The 17,635-nt window shown below is 73.5% G+C and carries 15 protein-coding genes; 4 read left to right on the top strand and 11 right to left on the bottom strand.

Annotated elements, in window-relative coordinates:
* Positions 1-25: 25 nt before the first annotated feature.
* Both ACIP89_RS21115 and ACIP89_RS21110 read right to left on the bottom strand, forming a co-directional pair.
* Positions 26-1,483 carry an aldehyde dehydrogenase family protein gene (locus ACIP89_RS21115; protein WP_402116119.1) on the bottom strand — a complete coding sequence of 486 codons (1,458 nt, stop codon included), beginning with the start codon at positions 1,481-1,483 and terminating at the stop codon, positions 26-28.
* Between the two features lie 54 nt (positions 1,484-1,537).
* Positions 1,538-2,419: a helix-turn-helix domain-containing protein gene (locus ACIP89_RS21110; RefSeq protein WP_401923997.1), complete on the bottom strand. Its 882-nt coding sequence runs from the start codon at positions 2,417-2,419 to the stop codon at positions 1,538-1,540.
* A gap of 310 nt (positions 2,420-2,729) precedes the next feature.
* Between ACIP89_RS21110 and ACIP89_RS21105 the strand changes: the two genes are divergently transcribed.
* Positions 2,730-3,254 (top strand): ATP-binding protein, encoded by a 525-nt coding sequence (locus ACIP89_RS21105; RefSeq protein ID WP_401923999.1) that lies wholly within the window; start codon positions 2,730-2,732, stop codon positions 3,252-3,254.
* 93 nt (positions 3,255-3,347) lie between these two features.
* Here the strand turns inward: ACIP89_RS21105 and ACIP89_RS21100 are convergent, their stop codons facing one another.
* Positions 3,348-3,590: a DUF397 domain-containing protein gene (locus ACIP89_RS21100; protein WP_073733643.1), complete on the bottom strand. Its 243-nt coding sequence runs from the start codon at positions 3,588-3,590 to the stop codon at positions 3,348-3,350.
* Positions 3,591-3,840: 250 nt separating this feature from the next.
* Here ACIP89_RS21100 and ACIP89_RS21095 point away from each other — a divergent pair, with 250 nt between their 5' ends.
* Positions 3,841-4,338 carry a hypothetical protein gene (locus ACIP89_RS21095; protein WP_402116118.1) on the top strand — a complete coding sequence of 166 codons (498 nt, stop codon included), beginning with the start codon at positions 3,841-3,843 and terminating at the stop codon, positions 4,336-4,338.
* Between the two features lie 47 nt (positions 4,339-4,385).
* Here the strand turns inward: ACIP89_RS21095 and ACIP89_RS21090 are convergent, their stop codons facing one another.
* From ACIP89_RS21090 to ACIP89_RS21080, 3 genes are all read right to left on the bottom strand, one after another.
* A complete protein-coding gene (locus ACIP89_RS21090; RefSeq protein WP_401924004.1) occupies positions 4,386-6,545 on the bottom strand; it encodes an FUSC family protein in 2,160 nt (719 codons plus the stop codon).
* A 146-nt stretch (positions 6,546-6,691) separates the two neighbouring features.
* Positions 6,692-7,894: a DUF2786 domain-containing protein gene (locus ACIP89_RS21085; protein ID WP_402116117.1), complete on the bottom strand. Its 1,203-nt coding sequence runs from the start codon at positions 7,892-7,894 to the stop codon at positions 6,692-6,694.
* A gap of 190 nt (positions 7,895-8,084) precedes the next feature.
* The gene (locus ACIP89_RS21080; protein WP_401924009.1) at positions 8,085-8,996 is read right to left on the bottom strand and encodes an NADP-dependent oxidoreductase; all 912 of its coding nucleotides are present in this window, start codon (positions 8,994-8,996) and stop codon (positions 8,085-8,087) included.
* 122 nt (positions 8,997-9,118) lie between these two features.
* Here ACIP89_RS21080 and ACIP89_RS21075 point away from each other — a divergent pair, with 122 nt between their 5' ends.
* Positions 9,119-10,819, top strand: coding sequence for a bifunctional 3'-5' exonuclease/DNA polymerase (locus tag ACIP89_RS21075; protein WP_402116116.1), 1,701 nt, complete (start codon positions 9,119-9,121; stop codon positions 10,817-10,819).
* A 9-nt stretch (positions 10,820-10,828) separates the two neighbouring features.
* On the opposite strand, the gene ACIP89_RS21070 is transcribed toward ACIP89_RS21075, so the two are convergent.
* The 3 genes from ACIP89_RS21070 to ACIP89_RS21060 all read right to left on the bottom strand — a co-directional run bounded on the left by ACIP89_RS21070 (position 10,829) and on the right by ACIP89_RS21060 (position 13,396).
* Positions 10,829-10,987: a hypothetical protein gene (locus ACIP89_RS21070; protein WP_389218905.1), complete on the bottom strand. Its 159-nt coding sequence runs from the start codon at positions 10,985-10,987 to the stop codon at positions 10,829-10,831.
* A gap of 126 nt (positions 10,988-11,113) precedes the next feature.
* Positions 11,114-11,941 (bottom strand): carbohydrate-binding protein, encoded by an 828-nt coding sequence (locus ACIP89_RS21065; protein WP_401924014.1) that lies wholly within the window; start codon positions 11,939-11,941, stop codon positions 11,114-11,116.
* 75 nt (positions 11,942-12,016) lie between these two features.
* On the bottom strand, positions 12,017-13,396 hold the full coding sequence (locus ACIP89_RS21060; RefSeq protein WP_402116114.1) for an alpha-lytic protease prodomain-containing protein: 1,380 nt from the start codon (positions 13,394-13,396) through the stop codon (positions 12,017-12,019).
* Positions 13,397-13,582: 186 nt separating this feature from the next.
* On the opposite strand from ACIP89_RS21060, the gene ACIP89_RS21055 reads away from it, so the two are divergent.
* On the top strand, positions 13,583-14,263 hold the full coding sequence (locus tag ACIP89_RS21055; protein WP_401933230.1) for a phosphotransferase: 681 nt from the start codon (positions 13,583-13,585) through the stop codon (positions 14,261-14,263).
* Between the two features lie 71 nt (positions 14,264-14,334).
* On the opposite strand, the gene ACIP89_RS21050 is transcribed toward ACIP89_RS21055, so the two are convergent.
* Both ACIP89_RS21050 and ACIP89_RS21045 read right to left on the bottom strand, forming a co-directional pair.
* Positions 14,335-16,875 carry an FtsX-like permease family protein gene (locus tag ACIP89_RS21050; protein WP_402116113.1) on the bottom strand — a complete coding sequence of 847 codons (2,541 nt, stop codon included), beginning with the start codon at positions 16,873-16,875 and terminating at the stop codon, positions 14,335-14,337.
* Complete coding sequence (locus ACIP89_RS21045) at positions 16,869-17,603, bottom strand: ABC transporter ATP-binding protein (protein ID WP_402116112.1); 735 nt, start codon at positions 17,601-17,603, stop codon at positions 16,869-16,871. The genes ACIP89_RS21050 and ACIP89_RS21045 overlap by 7 nt, the downstream gene beginning before the upstream one ends.
* Positions 17,604-17,635: the final 32 nt, after the last annotated feature.

Raw genomic sequence — 17,635 nt, 5'->3', positions numbered from 1 at the left:
GGCCGGAGCGGGAGGGGGCTCCGGTTCAGAACGGGAAGACGCTCCGGCCGTGCTGGATCGATATCCACTTCTGGGTGGTGAAGGCGTCCACCGTCGCGTCGCCGTTCAGCCGGCCCGTCCCGGAGTCCTTCTCGCCGCCGAAGGCGACCAGCGGGTCGTCCTGGACGGTGGCGTCGTTGACGTGGAACATCCCGCTGCGGATCCGCCGGGCGAACCGCACCCCGCGCTCCACGTCCGCGGTGTGCACGGCGCCGCTGAGCCCGTACGGGCTGTCGTTGGTGATCCGTACGGCCTCCGCCTCGCCGTCGAAGGTGACCAGCAGCGCGATCGGGCCGAAGATCTCCTGGGAGAGCAGCGGGGAGTCCTCCGCGAGTCCGGCGAGCACGGTGGGCTCCACGAGGTTGCCCCGGGTGCGGCCCCGGACCAGCGCCGTGGCGCCCTCGGCGACCGCCTGGCCGACCAGCACGGTCAGGGCGTCGGCCTGGAAGGTGTTGATGACCGGGCCGATCTGGGTCTCCGGGTCGCGCGGGTCGCCGGTCCGCAGCGCCGCCACCCGGGCGGTGAACTTCTCGGTGAACTCCGGGGCGACGGCCCGGTCCACCAGAATGCGGTTGGCGGCCATGCAGACCTGACCCTGGTAGACGAAGCGGCTGAAGACGGCGGCGTCGACCGCGTAGTCGATGTCCGCGTCGTCGAGCACCACCAGGGCGCTGTTGCCGCTGAGTTCGAGGATGGTGCGCTTGAAGAGGGCGCCCGCCGTCGCGCCGATATGGCGGCCGACCCGGTCCGATCCGGCGAAGGAGATCACCTTGGGGACGGGGTGCTCTATGAACGCGTCGCCTATCTCGGCCACATCGGTGACAAGGACGTTGAGCAGTCCGGCCGGGAGCCCCGCGTCGTGGAAGATCCTGGCGACCAGTCCGCCGCCGGCCACCGGGGCGTTCTGGTTGGGCTTGACGACGACCGCGTTGCCGAGCGCCAGGGCCGGCGCGACCGACTTCATCGTCACCAGGAAGGGGAAGTTGAAGGGGCTGATGACACCGACGACCCCGACGGGCTGCCGGACGAGCCGGTTCTCCTTGCCGTCCACCGGGGAGGGCAGGATCCGGCCGCCGGGGACCAGCGCCTGGTGGGCGGCCTCGCGCAGGAACTCCTGGGCCGCGTGCAGTTCGTAGAGCGCCTTGGCCCGGGTGCCGCCCAGTTCGTCGATGACGACGTCGACTATTTCGTCGGCCAGTTCCTCGGTGACGCGCAGGGCCCGTTCCATCACCCGGGCTCGCTCGTACGGGCTCCTGGCGGCCCAGGTCCGCTGGGCCCGCTCGGCGGCGCGGTAGGCGAGATCGACCTCCGCCGCGGTGGCGATGGTGATCGCCGCGAGCTTTTCCCCGTTGTAGGGATTGAAATCGATGATGTCCCACGAGCCGGTCCCGGTGCGCCATTCACCGTCGATGTACTGGTCGGCCGTCTCGTGGAAGAAGGACATGCGATCCCTTACTGCAGGTGCAGACTCCTGTGGGGATGTCATGGTACTGAAATATCAGGCGAGTTGGAGTAGACCACGGAGCAGATCCCGGCTCTCCTCTGGACCCGGACTGTCCGCGTGGAGCCGCACCATCGCCTTTTCGTACTGGGCGACTTCTTCGGCCTTGTCCAAATAGAGCGCACTTGTCAGCTGCTCCAAATAGACAATGTCCGACAGATCGGATTCCGGGAATCGCAGCATCGTAAAGGAACCGCTCTCGCCCGCGTGCCCGCCAAAACTGAAGGGCATCACCTGGAGAGTCACGTTCGGCTGTTCCGACATTTCGATCAGATGCCGCAATTGCTCGCGCATCACCTCGCGTCCGCCGTACGGACGGCGCAACGCCGCCTCGTCCAGCACCGCGTGGAATCGCGGAGCCCGCTCCGCGACGAGCGCCTTCTGGCGCTCCAGCCGCAGCGCGACCCGGCGGTCGATCTCGGCGGCGGGGGCGCCGCGCATGCCCCGGGAGACGACCGCGTGGGCGTAGCCCTCGGTCTGCAACAGGCCGTGGACGAACTGGACTTCGTAGATCCGGATGAGCGAGGCCGCACCCTCCAGACCGATATACGTCTGGAACCAGCCAGGCAGCACATCGCCGAAACTGTGCCACCAGCCCGCCACGTTGGCCTCACGGGCCAGGCCGAGCAGGGAGTCGCGCTCCACCTCGTCCGTGACGCCGTAGAGCGTGAGCAGGTCCTCGACGTCCCTGGCCTTGAAGCTCACCCGTCCCAACTCCATGCGGCTGATCTTCGATTCGGAAGCCCGGATGGAGTAGCCGGCCGCCTCACGGGTGATACCGCGCGAGTCACGCAGCCGTCTGAGCTGTGAGCCCAGCAGGATGCGCCGCACCACGGATCCACTCGACTCGCCTGCCGCCACTGGTCCAGCCCTCCCCATCGCTTCCCTGGCATCGGGGCTCCCCCTGAACCCCAGGGGCGGATTCTGCCATCAAAACGCTTCAGCCCGTACTCATTCGATTACGGAAATGGGAAGACTTGCCCAAGACTCCAAAACTGCCCCCGGGAAGAAATGAGCCAGAACCGGCACGGGGTCGGACAGGTCAGGCGCGTGCACGTGCATCTGCCCTTGCATCTGCCCTGCGCATTCGGAACCATGGGCGTCGCGCACCTGCGTGCTCGTTCGTGTTGTGCCGCTGTACCCGAGTACCGCAGTACCGAGACAGCCGCGAATCCCGGGAGTGCCTCGCATGGGGACGAATGGATCGACGATGCTCGATTTCGAGCCGTTACGGCAGGGCCTTCCCCCCATCGATCCCTCCGCCGTCTCCGGATCAGCGACCTGCACCCTGCCCGCCCGTTACGAGGCCGTGGGCGGGGCCAGGCAGTTCACCAGGTCGACCCTGACCGGCTGGGGGCTCAGCGAGCGGTTCGACGATGTCGCCCTCGTGGTCTCCGAGTTGGTCACCAACGCCCTGCGGCACGCGCTGCCCTCCGACGTCCCGCGCGAATCGCAGGACCCGCCCGTGCGGCTGCACCTGATGCGGTGGACCTCACGGCTGGTGTGCGCGGTACGGGACCCGAGCCAGGCGAGCCCGGTGGCGTCGGAAGCCGCCGACTCGGCGGAATCGGGCCGCGGGCTGTTCCTGGTGGAGTCCTTCAGCGACTCCTGGGGCTGGCACCCCTCGCCCGCGCTGGGTGCGGACAGCGCCTCCGGCGCGGCCCGGCACGGAAAGGTCGTCTGGGCGCTCTTCCGGCTGTCAGACCCGGCGTGACCCGCCGCCGGCCCGGGTGAGACAACCGGCCGGCCTTGACCGGACGCCGTCGGACGCGACGGCGGGACGCGGAAGGGCGCGACCGGGCGGAGCTCAGCCCTCCGCTATGAGGTGGTCGAACTCCCCGTCCTTGACGCCGAGAAGCAGCGCCTCTATCTCGGCCGGCGTGTAGACCAGCGCCGGCCCGTCGGGGTGGCGCGAATTGCGCATCGCCACATCTCCGTCGGGCAGTTTCGCGAACTCCACGCAGGATCCCTGGGAGTTGCTGTGTCTGCTCTTCTGCCAGGCGACTCCGCGAAGCTCTGTCGCCGCCATGCCGTTGTACACGTGGTGCACAGGACGCTCCCGAGTTGCAAGGTGCAAGTGTCAACTGTCTCGGATCATAGCTGTGTTCAAATTCCTATGCATGAGCGGATGCATGCGCAGATGCACGTGCACGGGCGGTGTTCCCTTGATTACAGCTTCTCCTGAGAGACAGACGGACGACGGGCCTGTTCCGCTCCCGATTCACCGAGCCGACCGCCCGAAGCCCGTTGCGACCCACTGGTAGCTTGGATGGCCTTTCGTCATCCAGGGGGAATTCCAGATGCGCAAACTCGTACGTACCAGTGCGGTTGTCGCCACCGGCCTGCTGACCGCGCTCGCGCTCACCGGCTGCGGCAGTGACAACGACAAGCCCGGCGCGGACCAGGAATCCGGTTCCGCCCCGGCGCCGGCGCCGGACCACAGCGACGGCTCCTCGACGGGCGGCGGGGACGGCGGCGCCACGTCCGCCGACGGGCTCAAGGCGCTGGAGGGCGCCTGGGCCGGGCAGACCGACGGCAAGGCCGTGGTGCTGTCCGTCGCGCACGGCAAGGCCGTCGTCGTCGCCGACTCCCATGTCTGCTCGGGCAGCGCGAAGGGCACGGACAAGGTGACGCTGGCGCTCAGGTGCGCCGACGGCGACACCGACCGGACCGCCGGAACCGTCGAGTCCAACGACGGCAAGACCGTCGTCCTCGCGTGGGACGGCGGCACCAAGGACTCCCTCGGCAAGACCGACGCCGGCTCGCTCGAAGGGCTGCCCGGCCTGCCGACCCCGTAACACCCGGCCCGGCGGCACCCCCGTCCGCGGCTTCCCGGGCCGCGCCCTCAGTCCCCCGGCCCGGCGGGGGCGCCGGACGCCCCGGGCCGCGGGCCGTCGTCCAGGCCCCGGGAGAATTCCTCCAGCGCTTCGAGCAGGAGACCGGCCCCGTTGCGCACGACCGGGTCCGCCACTCCGTCGCGCAGCCGCTCCCGCTCGTCCCACTCCTCCAGCGCGTCCCGCACCTGCCCCCAGTCCGGCACCCGCCGCTCCCGCACCGCTCTGGCGCCCTGGTCCGTGGCCCGGCGCAACGCCTCGGCCAGCGGACCGGCCTCCGGTACGGGGGTGGCGCCGCCCTCCGGGAGGTGCGCCTCCATCAGCATCGCGACCCGGCCGAGCTGGGACAGGGCGCGCTGGGTGTCACCGGCCGCGGCGTGCGACAGGCCGCGGTGGCGCACCGGTTCGTGCTGGGCGGTGGCCACCGCCTCCTGCCAGGCGACCCGGGCCGCCCGGGTGCGCAGCAGCGCCTCGCGCACGTCGTGGTGGCCCCGCTCCGCCGGTTCGGCGTACTGGTCCACGACCGAGGCGGCGTACCGGCCGTCCTCCTTGAGCCAGTCACCGAGCCGGTTGCGCAGCCGAGGGGTCTCCCACGCCGGGTAGACGGCGTACGAGATCATCGCGAGGAGGCCGCCGCCGAAGGTGAGGACGAGCCGTTCCAGCACGGTCTGCGACCAGTCGTCGCCCGCCATGCCCAGCAGGAAGACGACGTACGCGGCGACACAGGCCTGTGCGACCGAGTAACCGGTGCGCATCAGCAGGTACATCAGCAGGGCGCAGACCACGGCGAGCACGGCGGAGAGCTCCGCCCCCGGGTGGGCGGACTGCACGATCACGGTGGCGACGAAGACCCCGACGACGGTGCCGCCGAACCGGGCCACGGAGCGCTCGTACGTCCGGGAGAACTCCGGCCGCATCACCATCACGGCCGTCATCGGCGCCCAGTAGCCGTGGCCGTAGGGCAGCACGGTGCCCAGCAGGTAGCCGCCGGCGGTGACGGCGGAGACCCGGATGGCGTGCCGCAGGATCGGGGAGCCGGGGTGCAGCTCCCGGCGCATCGAAGCGATCACGACCGGGACCAGCCGCAGCAGGGTGGGGCGCCGCTGGTGGTCCGGCTGCCGCCGGCCCCGGCTCGCCGAGACGGCGTCGGCGGACTCCTCCGCCTGGGCCCGCTCCTCCTTGGTGCCGTCGCCCTCGGCCGCCTCGATCACGTCGGAGAGCAGGTCGGCGAGCCGGTCGGCGGCGCGCAGCGGCGGGCCGGTGAGGAGCGCCCCGGTGTCGGGGGTCCTCAGCGCGGCGACGGCGGACGCGGGCAGCCGCACCGGGTCGCCGTGCCGGATCGCCCTGGCCGCCGCGTCGAGCAGCGATCCGGCCGCGGCGAGCAGCTCGCGGACCCGGTCGCGCTCCGGGCCCTCGGCCGGTACGCCCATGGCCGGGTCGGCGAGGGAGGCGAGCACCGGCCTGATCCGCTCCGCGACCCCGCGTGAGCCGTGCAGTTCGGCCGGCCGGCGGCGGGCCTGGCGCGGGGTGACGGCGGCCGCGCTGCGGGCCTCCATCAGCGGCAGCGGATCGAAGTGCGCGACCGGGTCGTGGCGCAGCCTGCGGGCGTAGTCCGCCTCCGCGGCCAGCGCGTCGGCCAGCGCGTCGCGCTGGGCGCCCCATCTCCGGACCGGGAACAGCACGATCAGCGCCGCCTGGACCACCCCGCCGAACGCGATCATCGCCCCGTGCAGGGCCGCCTGGGCGACGGAGGTCGGCAGGGTGATCGTCACCAGCATGATCGCGACGTTGGACGCGGCGATGATGCCGCCGGTCGGACCCGCCGCCCAGGCGAGCCCTGCGACGAAGGTCCAGAGCACCAGCAGGAGCATGAAGAGCGGCAGATGCGAGCCGGTGACGTAGCCGAGGAACGTGGAGACGGCGAGGCTCGCGCCGGAGACGAGGGCGAGCACCGGCCGGGGCCGCCAGCTGCGCTGGAAGGTGGCGATGGCCGCCTGGAACGCGCCGAAGGCGGCGCCGGCCGCGACCACCGGGCCGAACAGGGCCAGGCTCACCCCGATCACCAGGGCGAGACCGGCCGCGCCCCGGATCGCGATCAGCGGTTCGAGGCGCCGCCGCTCGATCGTCAGCCCCGAGCGGGCGGTCTCCCTCAGCGCCCGGAGCCAGCTCATGCCGAGAGCCTAACCGGAATTGGCGTTATGCCCGAGCTGTCGGGGTTGCTGGAGTTGCTGGGGCCACTGGAGTTGCTCGGGCCACTGGAGTCGCCGGCCTCCTGGAGTCACTGGGACGGCGCGTGCCGATCCGCCGGGCTCCGCTCTTACCCGCCTGGGGTCCGGCGGCCCCGGCCGGGGATCTCCGGGGCGTCCGAGCCCATCCTGGCCCGGTCGGCGGCGGCCGTTCCGTGGGTCCAGCCGTCCGGGTCGACGGCGCCCCGCACCCGGGTGGCCGTGGTCCGCGGGAACATCCGTTCCGCGGTGTCCGTGACCGCCATGTCGCGGGCGGCCAGCACGGGCAGCAGGCCGGGGCCGGTCGCGGTGGACGGTCCGGCCGCGGCGTCCTCGGCGTCGGCCTCCGCGGTCGCGCGGGCGGTGCCCTCCGCCAGCCGGCGGCCCAGCCGCTGGGCGTACGCCATCAGGAAGGACTGCCGGAAGGTCTTGGTCCGTCTGCGCCCGCCGGCCCGCTGGCCCGCCTCCGCCCTCGTCATCGCCACGGTGCCCTGCACCAGCAGCGAGGTGTGCAGGAGCTCCACGGCCTCCAGGTCCGGTTCGAAGCCGACGACCGTCGAGAAGCCGAGGTCGCTGTTCCACACGGCCCGGCAGCGGTTCGCGGAGGCGACCGCGTCGAGCAGGATCGCCTTCGCCGTCTCGTACGGGGCGTCCACCCCGATCCGGCAGGCACCCGGCGCGCGGTCGCTGTGGGTACGGGCGGCGAGCAGTGCCTCGTCGATGCTGTGCCGGGCCATCAGCTCCTGCGCCTTGGTGGTGAGCGCCTCCGCCTCCTCGGGGAACCCGGTCGCCTCCGCCTTGGCCAGCAGCGCCCTGATACGGGTCAGCATGCGGGGTTCGTCGTGCGCGGGCGGCAGGCTCAGCCCGTCGCGCGGCGCCCCGGGCGGGGGCCCGACGGGTTCGATGGCGGGCAGCCGCAGCAGCAGCCGGCAGAGCCCGAGGAACGCGGAGGCGTACGAGAACCGGTCGGGCCGGCCCGGCCGCGGCGCCGTCGGCAGCTCGTCCAGCTGGGACTGCCAGCGGGGCGGCAGCCGCTCGTACCGCCGCACCTCGGAGACGATCAGCCCGGCGGCCAGCGCGGCCCCGTGCTCGTCGAGTTCGCGGCGGACCACCCGTACGAGATCGGCGGGCAGCCAGCCGCGCTCCCAGGCCCGCCGGACGAACTCCTCGCCGCGCCGCAGCAGCTCGCCATCGCTCGCCGGGTCCGCGGCGAGGAGCGAGGCCCCGGTGTCGAGACCGGCGTCACCGTCCGAGTAGAGGGCGGCCGCGAATGCCTGGTCGATCACCGGTTCCATGAGGTCAGGGTAGGCGGGGCAGGTTCGGCGGAGGTGGCGGGTTCGGCGCAGACGGCGGGTCCGGCCGAGACGCCGGGTCCGGCCGAGACAGCCGGTCGGCCGCGAACCGGGTCGGCCGCGAGCAGCGGAGTTCGTCCACAGGCTGTGGACGAACTCCGCCGCTCGCGAGCCGGGGCCCGCCCGCAGCCGGTCACGGCAGGAGGACGAGCTTCCCCCGTACGTGCCCCGCCTCGCTCAGCCGCTGCGCGTCGGCCGCGTCGACCAGCGGGAGGGCCCGCTCGACCGGCACCCGCAGCTCGCCGTCCGCCGCCAGCCGGGCGTGCTCGGCCAGCTGCTCCGCGGATCCGGGTGAACCCGCGGAGAAGGGGACGCCGTGCTCGGCCGCCGCCGGGTCCGCGATGGTGACGATCCGGTCCGTGGTGCCGCCGCGCAGCTCGATGGAGTCCGGCAGCGCACCGCGCCCCGCCACGTCGAAGACCGCGTCCACACCCTGGGGAGCGGCTTCGCGGACCCGGGCGACCAGCCCGTCCCCGTACTCCACCGGGGTCGCGCCGATCACCCGCAGGTAGTCGTGGTTGGCGGCGGACGCCGTGCCGATCACCGTCGCGCCCCTGGCCACCGCCAGCTGCACCGCGGCCGATCCGACGGCTCCGGCCGCCCCGTGCAGCAGCAGCGTGTCGCCCTCGGCCACCGCGAGCTCGTCCAGGACGCGCTGGGCGGTGTCCGCGGCGATGGTCAGCGCGGCCGCGTCCTGCCAGCTCAGCCCGGCCGGCTTGGGCGCGACGCGGGTGGCGTCGGCCAGCACGTACTCGGCGTAGGAACCGGTGACGCTGCGGCCCAGCACCTCGTCGCCCACCTCGACACCGGTGACCCCTTCCCCGGTCCGGTCGACCACTCCGGCGAACTCGACGCCCGGGATCGCCGGGAGCGAGGTCGGGAACATCTCCCGCATCCAGCCGCGCCGGATCTTGTAGTCCATCGGATTCACCCCGGCGGCCATGACCTTCACCCGCACCTGCCCGGGACCGGGATGCGGGTCCTCGACCCGGGCGGGGTGCAGTACCTCGGGTCCGCCGAACTCCTCGAAAACGATCGCTTCCATCGCGTCTGTCCCCTCGGTGAGTGTTCCGGGGCCCCGGAGCAGGCCCATGCCGATCTTCCCGGCTGCGACCCGCCGGTGCACGTCGCCCCGCGCTGTCAGTCTCGGGTGCCAGACTCGGTCATATGACCGAACGCTGGGCGGTAGCCGCCACGGAGAACGGTGGCGCCCGCCTCGTCCCGCTGGACGCCGCGGGCCTGCCCACCGCCCCGGCCGTGACCGAACCCGACCTGGCAGAGGCCGTCCGCAGCCGCCCCGGAGTGACCCGCTGGGTGTGGCGTTCGACCACCGAGATCTACCCCCGGCTGCTCGCCGCCGGAGTGCCCGTGGACCGCTGCTACGACATCGAGGCCGCCGAGTCCCTTCTGCTGGGGCACGAGGGCCGATTCGGTGAACCCCGTTCCGCGGCCGCCGCCCACGCCCGGCTGCTGCGCGCCCCGGTGCCGCCCGATCCGGCGCCGCGCCACGCGGTGCCCGGCTCCCAGTCCGCCCTGTTCGAACCCCGCTCCGGCACCGAGCTGCCCTTCGACGCCCTGCTCCAGGTGTACGCGGACCAGCTCACCCGGCACGACGCCACGGACCGGCCGGACCGGATGCGCCTGCTGACGGCGACCGAGTCGGCGGGCATGCTGGTCGCCGGCGAGATGAACCGCGCGGGGCTGCCCTGGCGGGCCGACGTCCACCGCGACGTCCTCCAGGAGCTGCTGGGCGAGCGGTACGCGGGCGGCGAGCCCCGCAGGCTGGCCGAGCTGGCGGAGGAGGTGTCCGCCGCCTTCGGCCACCGGGTCCGCCCGGATCTCCCCGCCGACGTGGTGCGGGCGTTCGGCCGGGCCGGCATCAAGGTGCGGTCGACCCGCCGCTGGGAGCTGGAGGGGCTGGACCATCCGGCGGTGCGGCCGCTCATCCAGTACAAGAAGCTGTACCGGATCTGGACGGCACACGGCTGGAGCTGGCTCCAGGACTGGGTCCGCGACGGCCGCTTCCGCCCCGAGTACCAGCCGGGCGGCACGGTCAGCGGCCGCTGGACGACCAACGGCGGCGGAGCACTGCAGATCCCCAAGGTGATCCGGCGGGCGGTCGTCGCGGACGAGGGCTGGCGGCTGGTCGTCGCGGACGCCGACCAGATGGAGCCGAGGGTGCTCGCCGCGATCTCCCGCGACCGGGGCCTGATGGAGGTGGCCGGGCACGACGGCGACCTCTACACCGCGCTGTCCGACCGCGCCTTCCACGGCGACCGCGACCACGCCAAGATCGCCCTGCTCGGTGCCGTCTACGGCCAGACCTCGGGGGACGGCCTGAAGAATCTGGCCGCCCTGCGCCGGAGGTTCCCGCACGCCGTCGCCTATGTGGACGACGCCGCGAAGGCCGGCGAGGAGGGCCGTCTCGTACGGACCTGGCTCGGCCGGACCAGCCCGCCCGCGGCCGGCAGCGGGGACGACGGGGAGGCCGGCATACCGCAGGAGGGCGGCGACGACCTCCCCGGACCCCCGGCGGACGTCGGCTTCACGCCCGGCTACGCCTCGTCCAACGCCCGTGCCCGCGGCCGCTTCACCCGCAACTTCGTCGTGCAGGGCAGCGCCGCCGACTGGGCCCTGCTGCTCCTGGCGGCGCTGCGCCGCTCGCTCAGCACCGCCGGGCTCCGGGCCGAACTGGTCTTCTTCCAGCACGACGAGGTGATCGTGCACTGCCCCCTGGAGGAGGCGGAGACCGTGGTGGAGGCGATCCGGGCCGCCGGTGCGCTGGCCGGCCGGACGGCCTTCGGTGAGACACCGGTGCGCTTCCCGTTCACCGCGGCGGTGGTGCGGCGGTACTCGGACGCCAAGTGACGGGGCGGGTCAGCGGCGACGGGTGCGGAACACGGTGAGCCCGTGGTCGCGGGGGGCGGTGGCCCCGGCCAGGTGCCGGTGCCGGTGGCGGCCGTTGAGCAGGTGGATCGCGAGCGCCACGACGGCGATCATGCCGATGACGACCAACACGGTGATCAGGGTCTCCATGCGTTCTGGCCTCCTCGGGCCTCCCCCGCCGTCACTCCAGGCTACTGCGGAAAGGCGGATAGGGCGTGTGCCCCGGGGAGGAGCCCGGGGCACACGCCTGGCGGTGGTGCCCGCCGGTCCGCCCGTCTACCCGCGTTCCCACAACGCGGGGACGTTCGGCGGCTCCCAGCCGGTCAGGGCGGTGTGCGCCTGCAGGCAGCGGTACGCGGCCCCGCCGTACGTGACGCGGTCTCCCGCGCGGTAGAGCGTCCCGGCCGCCCAGCCGCCGCCCGGCCCGGTCGGCGGATCGGTGGGATCGGTCGGGTCCTGCGCGACGTCGAGGACGAAGTCGAAGGTCCCCTCCTTGGCCGGGCCGACGGACCGGACGTTCATCAGGAGTGCCGGGTCGAAAAGGGTGTCGGTGCTGTTGCGCGGCTCGTTCGGGAAGTAGAGCTGTGTGGTGAGGACCCCGGAGCCGGGTGCCTGGGCCTTCACGTGGATGTGCCGGGTGCGGCCGGGATACAGCCCCGGTACGACGGTGGAGAGGGTGAAGGCCCCCGTCGCGTCGGTGAACTGGTGGCCGCGGAAGGCGAATCCGCTCATGTCGTACGCGCCGTTGGTGTCGGCCTGCCAGAAGTCGAGCAGCACTCCGGACAGCGGCTCGCAGGCCCGCCCGAAGACGTAGCCGCTGACGGTCAGCCGGACACCGGGCGTGCCCGCGCTCACCAGGCTGGTGCGGAGCGGGGAGTCGGGCTTGAAGTACGGGCCCTCGATCTGGTCGTGGGTCGGGCCGTCACCGTCGTCGCAGTCCGGTGTCGGGGCGAGCGGCCGGCCACTGGAACCGGCGTCGCGCGCCAGCGCCACCCCGGTCCCGGCGAACAGCGGGACAGCGGTGGCCACCAGGGCCGCCTTGAGCAGGGTCTTGCGGCTGATCGGCCGGTCCTCGGAGAAACGGTCGACGGGGTCGGGCGTCATGGCGGACTCCTCGGGATGGGGTACGAGGTTGCGGGGGCTGCCGGGGTGGTGGGGCCGCGCTGCCGGGATCGGGATCTACAGCGCCTGCCACAGGGCCGGGACGTTCGGGGGCGTCCAGCCGGGCTGGGCGCGGTGCCCCTGGAGGCAGCGGTAGCTGCCGGAGCCGTAGGTCACCACGTCGCCCGCGGCGTACACCGTGCCGGCCGCCCAGCTGCCGCCGGGATCGGTCGGCGGGTCGGTCGGATCGGTGGGCGGATCGGTCGGGGTGCCGCTGGTGACCAGGGTCAGCCCGTACGCCTGGAGTGCCGGGTTGACCGGCTGGAAGTACGTCGTACCGCCCTGGGAGCAGTTGCCGGTGCCGCCGGACGTGACGCCCTGGGCCTGGCTTCCGGAGATGAACGAGCCGCCGGAGTCGCCGGGTTCGGCGCACACGTTGGTGCGGGTCACCCCGGAGACGGTGCCCTCCTGGTAGGTGACGCTGCTGTTGCGCTGCTGGACGGTGCCGCAGTGCCAGCCGGTCGTCGAGCCCGAGCGGCAGACCGACGAGCCCTCCAGCGCCTCGGTGGAACCGGTGACCGTCACATCGCCGTTGCCGTAGCCGTTCACCAGCGGCCGCGGCGTCCAGCCGGTGTTCGCGGCGACCCAGGAGTAGTCGCGGCCGGGGAAGGTGGAGCCCTGGAAGGAGCCCTGGGCCTGCTGGTTGTAGCCGCTGGTGCTGACACCCGGGGTGCCGCAGTGCCCGGCGCTGACGAAGCCGCCCTGGGTGCCGCGCTTGACGGGGAAGCCGATGGAACAGCGGCCCGTGCCGTTCATGTAGTACGCGTCACCGCCCCGGAGATCGGTGAACGTGCGCGGCCGCGCCGTGGATTGACTGACCGTGACCACCTTGTGCGACACCCCGGCCGCGGCGAGGAAGCTCTCGGCGGCGGCGCTCCGGCCGGCCTCGACGACGACGCGGTTGGTGCGCACATCGACGTACCAGGCGGGTACGTCCTTCGGCGGCCTCTGCCGCGCCACCCGGTCGAGGGCCGCCTTGGCCGAGGTGAGGTCGGCCAGGCTGTGGGCGACGACGACGGCCCGCGCACCGGCCTCGGTGATCCTGGCGGTGTCCGCCGCGCGGGTGGTGGCGACGGTCAGCTCCGCCGCGTCACCGCTCACCCGGGCACCACCGAAACCGGCACCGAGGGAGCGCCGCAGTCCGGCGGCCGCGGCTGCCGCACGGGACTCCGCGCCGATCCTGGCCCGCGCACCGTCGGCGGTGAGCCCGAGATCGCGCCGCATCGCCTCGATCAGTCCGGGAGAGAGCCGGTCCGCCCCGGCGACGGGAGCGGCGGAGGAGGCGGGGGAAGGGTCCGCGGACGCGGTGCCGGTCAGTCCGGCCAGGGCCAGCGCGCCGACGGCCACGGCTGCGGTGCCTGCGGCCAGTACGCGTCTTCGGAGGATGGATCTCTCCACGGAACTCTCCATGGAACTCTCCTTCATTGCGGGGGAATTGCCGACAACGTAGCCGCGCGCACCCGGCTCCAGGAGATCCCGTCCGCCCCATCGCATCGCGTTATGGGGCGCACGTGACCGGCGGCGATACGGTGAAACCCGGGCTCCGGCCTCCCCGTTCACGCCCGGGACGAGTAGGTTCCCCTCATGCGAATAGGCCAACTGCTGGGCGCCGGACGCTCCGCCGACGTATACGAGCTGGACGAGCAGTGGGTCCTGCGGCGCTACCGCGACGGGCTGGACGCCAGGCGCGAGATGCCCGTCATGTCCTACCTGTCGGCCTCCGGTTATCCGGTCCCCCGGCTCGGCCCGCTGCCCGTCTCCGCCGGCCCCGGCGACCTGGTGATGGAGCGCCTGAGCGGTCCGACGATGCTGGAGTCCCTGATGTCCGGCGGGCTCGGCGGCAAAGAGGGCTCCGCCATGCTGGTCGGCCTGCTCGCGGACCTGCACACCGTCCCGGCCCGGCTCTCGGCGGATCCGGAGGACCGGATCCTCCACCTCGACCTGCACCCGGGCAACGTGATGCTGACGGCCGACGGTCCCGTGGTGATCGACTGGAGCAACACGGAGGAGGGCCCGCCCGCCCTGGACCGGGCCATGACCGCGCTGATCCTGGCCCAGGTCGCGGTCGATCCCCACGAACCGGCGGCGCCGGGCGCCCGCGCGCTGGTGGACATCCTGGTGCCGCTGCTGGCCGCCGACGACGGCATCCCGGCCCGCCACCTCGCCGGCGCGGCGGCCCGCAGAGCCGCCAACCCGACGATGAGCCCGGCCGAACTGGCCCTCATCGGCCCGGCGTCGGACCTGGTCGCCTCGCTGTCGGTGTAGGCCCCGGCCCCCGGCTCCCGCCCGTTCACCTCACTGCCGGTGCCGGGCCCGCCCGTACCGCGCGGGCCCGGTCACTCGCGCGTGCCGGCCAGTTCGACCGGCCGGGTGCGCAGCGCGAGCGAGGCGGGCAGCACGGCGAAGGCCACGGCCAGCGCCGCGCTCACCCCTGCCACGAGACCGATGGCGCCCCACGGGACGACGACGCCCGATCCGACGCCGAGCAGCCCGAGAGCGGTGCGCACGCCGAGCAGGTTCAGCGCGGCGACCAGTGCGCCGAGCACCGCGCCCACCGCGACCACGGCGAGCGCCTCCACACCGACCAGCCGCAGCACCTGCGCCTTCGTGGCCCCGGCGAGACGGAGCACCGCCAGCTCCCGCACCCGGTCCGAGGTGGCCATCACCTGCGTGTTGGCCAGCGCGATCCCCGTGTAGAGCAGGGCGATCGCGAGAATCATCAGCAGCCCGGTCCGGGTGTTGCCGCCGGTCGCCGGGTGGGTGGCTTCCACCCACTGCGCCGTGGTCAGCACATCGGTACCGGTCGCCCGGCCGGCCGCGTACAACCGCTCCGCGACGGCCGGCCGGTCCGCACCGGGCCGGACCCCGACGTCGACCCGGTCGATCCCGGCACCGGCGGCGTTGCGCGGGGTGACGTAGACGCCGTTGCCGCCCGTGCCGGTGGCGAGCACGGCCACCACCCGCAGGGTGACCTTGCGGCCGTCGCCCAGCCAGACGCCGACGCGCTCGCCGACCGTCGTGGTCAGCCACTCCTCGTTGACGACGATGCCGCCGTCGTCGAGGTCCGCGAACCGGCCCGCCACCACCGGCAACGCGGACACGGCAGCCGCGTCCGCCGGGTCCACCGCCCTGGCCTCCGAGCCGACGAGCGCCACACCCTCCTCCAGCACGGTCACGGAGGTGGCGCGCGAGGCGCTGACCACCGCGCCGGGGATGCGCCGGGCCCGCTCGACGAACCGCGCGGGGACCGCCCCGCCGTCCGCCGTGGCCGTGAAGTCCCCGGTCGCCTGGGTACGCGCCTCGGCGCCCTTGGCCCCGTCGATGGTGGCCGTCGTACCCATGAGCGACGCGGCCAGGGCGACGGTGACGATCACGGGAGCGGCGACGGCGGCCGTCCTGCGCAGCGCTGCGGAGGCGTTCTCCCTGGTCAGTAGGCCGGTGGCGCCGGGCAGCCGGGCCGGCAGCCAGGTGAGCGACCGGATGGCGGGGCGGACCAGCACGGGTGCGAAGAGCGCGAACCCGACGATCAGCGGCATCGGCTGGGTGAGGTAGGTCTTGCGCTTGAGGAGCCCGCCGGGGTCCTGGACGAGCGCGACGGCCACCAGCACCGCCCCGGTCAGCAGTACGGCCGCGCCCAGCAGAATCCGGCTCAGCGGCATCGAGCCGCTGTCGACGGCGGATTCGCGCAGCGCCTCGACCGGTCCGGTCCGGCCGGCCCGGTGGGCGGCGGTGACCGCACCGGCCAGGGCCACGGCGAGCCCGGTCCAGAACGCGGTGTGCAGCGGCCAGGCCTGGTCGCCGATCGCGAACCAGCGGGGCGCGATCCCCTCACCGGCCATCCAGGAGGCGAGCCGGGGCGCACCGGACAGGCCGAGCCGGCAGCCGGCGGCCGACGCGAGTACGCCGACGAGGACGGCTTCCGCGTACACCAGACGGCGCACCTGTCCGGGGGTCGCGCCCGCCGTGCGCAGCAGGCCGAACTCTCGGCGGCGCTGGGCCACTCCGTAGGAGAAGGTCGAGGCGATCACGAAGACGCTGACGAAGGCGGTGATGCCCGCCGCCGTGCCGAGCAGGGCGTTGACCGAGACCAGGGCCTCGGCGTCGCGGTCCGGATCGGGGTCGGCCCGGCGGCGTTCGTCGCCGATGAGGACCGCCATGCCGGGGCCCGCACCGGAGCCCCGGCCGGCTTCCTTCCGCACGGTCGCGCGTACCGCCGCCGGAGCCGCGTGCACCACCACGGCGTCGATGTCCGGGGAGATCCTGGCGGCCTCGGCCTCGGTGAAGAACACGGCGGTCTCGAAACCGGTGCGGTCACGGGCGGGGCGCACCGTCCCGACCACGGTCCTGGTGCCGCTGCCCGCCGGGGTCGTCACGGTGATCCTGTCCCCCGTCCCCGTCCCCGTTCCCGTCCCCGAGCCGTCTCCCGCCGTCACGACGACCTCGCCGGGCGCGGCCGGGGCCCGTCCGGAGACGAGCCGGTAGGGGGCGGCGGCCGCGACCGGCCAGGGGTGGCCGACGGCCTGCCCGCCGTCACCGGCCGGGCGGGCGGCGGTCCCGACGGTCACGGGGAACGTGCGGTCCAGCTCCGTACGGCCGAGACCGGCGAGTTCGGCGGCGAGCCCCGCCGGGACCGGGCGGGGATCGGTGAGCGGCCGCGTACGGACGCCGATCGGGGTGTCCACCCGCAGCCGGTCCTCGCCCCTGACCAGGACGGGGGCCGCGGCGAACCGCTCCGGGCCCTGGCGCGGGGCGTCGAACGTCGCCGCGAGCGCCAGGCCGGTGGTGGCGACGATCCCCACGCCGAGGACCAGCGCGAGGAAGGAGCCGGCGAAGGTGACCCAGCGGGTCCGGACGCCCCGGAGCACGAGAGTCAGCACGGGACCGCCGCCATCCTGGTCATGCGCGCGGCGACCTGCTCGACCACCGGCGCGTACAGCTCGTCGCGCACCTGGCCGTCGGCGAGGAACAGCACCCGGTCCGCGCAGGCCGCCGCGACCGGGTCGTGCGTCACCATGATCACGGTCTGGCCGTCGTCGACCATGGAGCGCATCATCGAGAGCACCTCCTGCCCGGTGGTGGAGTCGAGCGCACCGGTGGGCTCGTCACCGAAGAGCACCTCGGGCCGGGTGACCAGCGCGCGGGCCAGCGCGACCCGTTGCTGCTGGCCGCCGGACAGCTCGCCGGGCCGGTGGCCCGCCCGCTCGCGCAGCCCCACCCGCTCCAGCACGTCGAGGACGTCGGCCCGCCCCGGGCCGCGGCCGGCCAGCCGCAGCGGGAGCGCCACGTTCTGCTCGGCGGTGAGGGAGGGCAGCAGGTTGAACGCCTGGAAGACGAAGCCGATGCGACTGCGGCGCAGCAGCGTCAGCCTCCGCTCGCTGAGCCCGGTCAGCTCGGTGTCACCGAGGAACACCTGGCCGCCGGTCGGCCGGTCGAGCCCGGCGGTGCACTGGAGCAAGGTCGACTTGCCGGAGCCGGACGGGCCCATGACGGCGGTGAAGGTGCCGCGCGGGATGTCCAGGCTCACTCCGTCCAGCGCGGTCACCGCGCCGGACTTCCTGCCGTAGGACCGGGTGACCGAACGGAGTCGGACAGCTGCTTGATTCATGGGTAAGAGCCAACCGGCACCGCCCTTCCGGC

It is taken from the genome of Streptomyces sp. NPDC088730, from assembly GCF_044751215.1.
Classification (GTDB): Bacteria; Actinomycetota; Actinomycetes; order Streptomycetales; family Streptomycetaceae; genus Streptomyces.
Note: the sequence above shows the minus strand (reverse complement) of the source record. Positions and strands in the feature narration are given on the sequence as shown.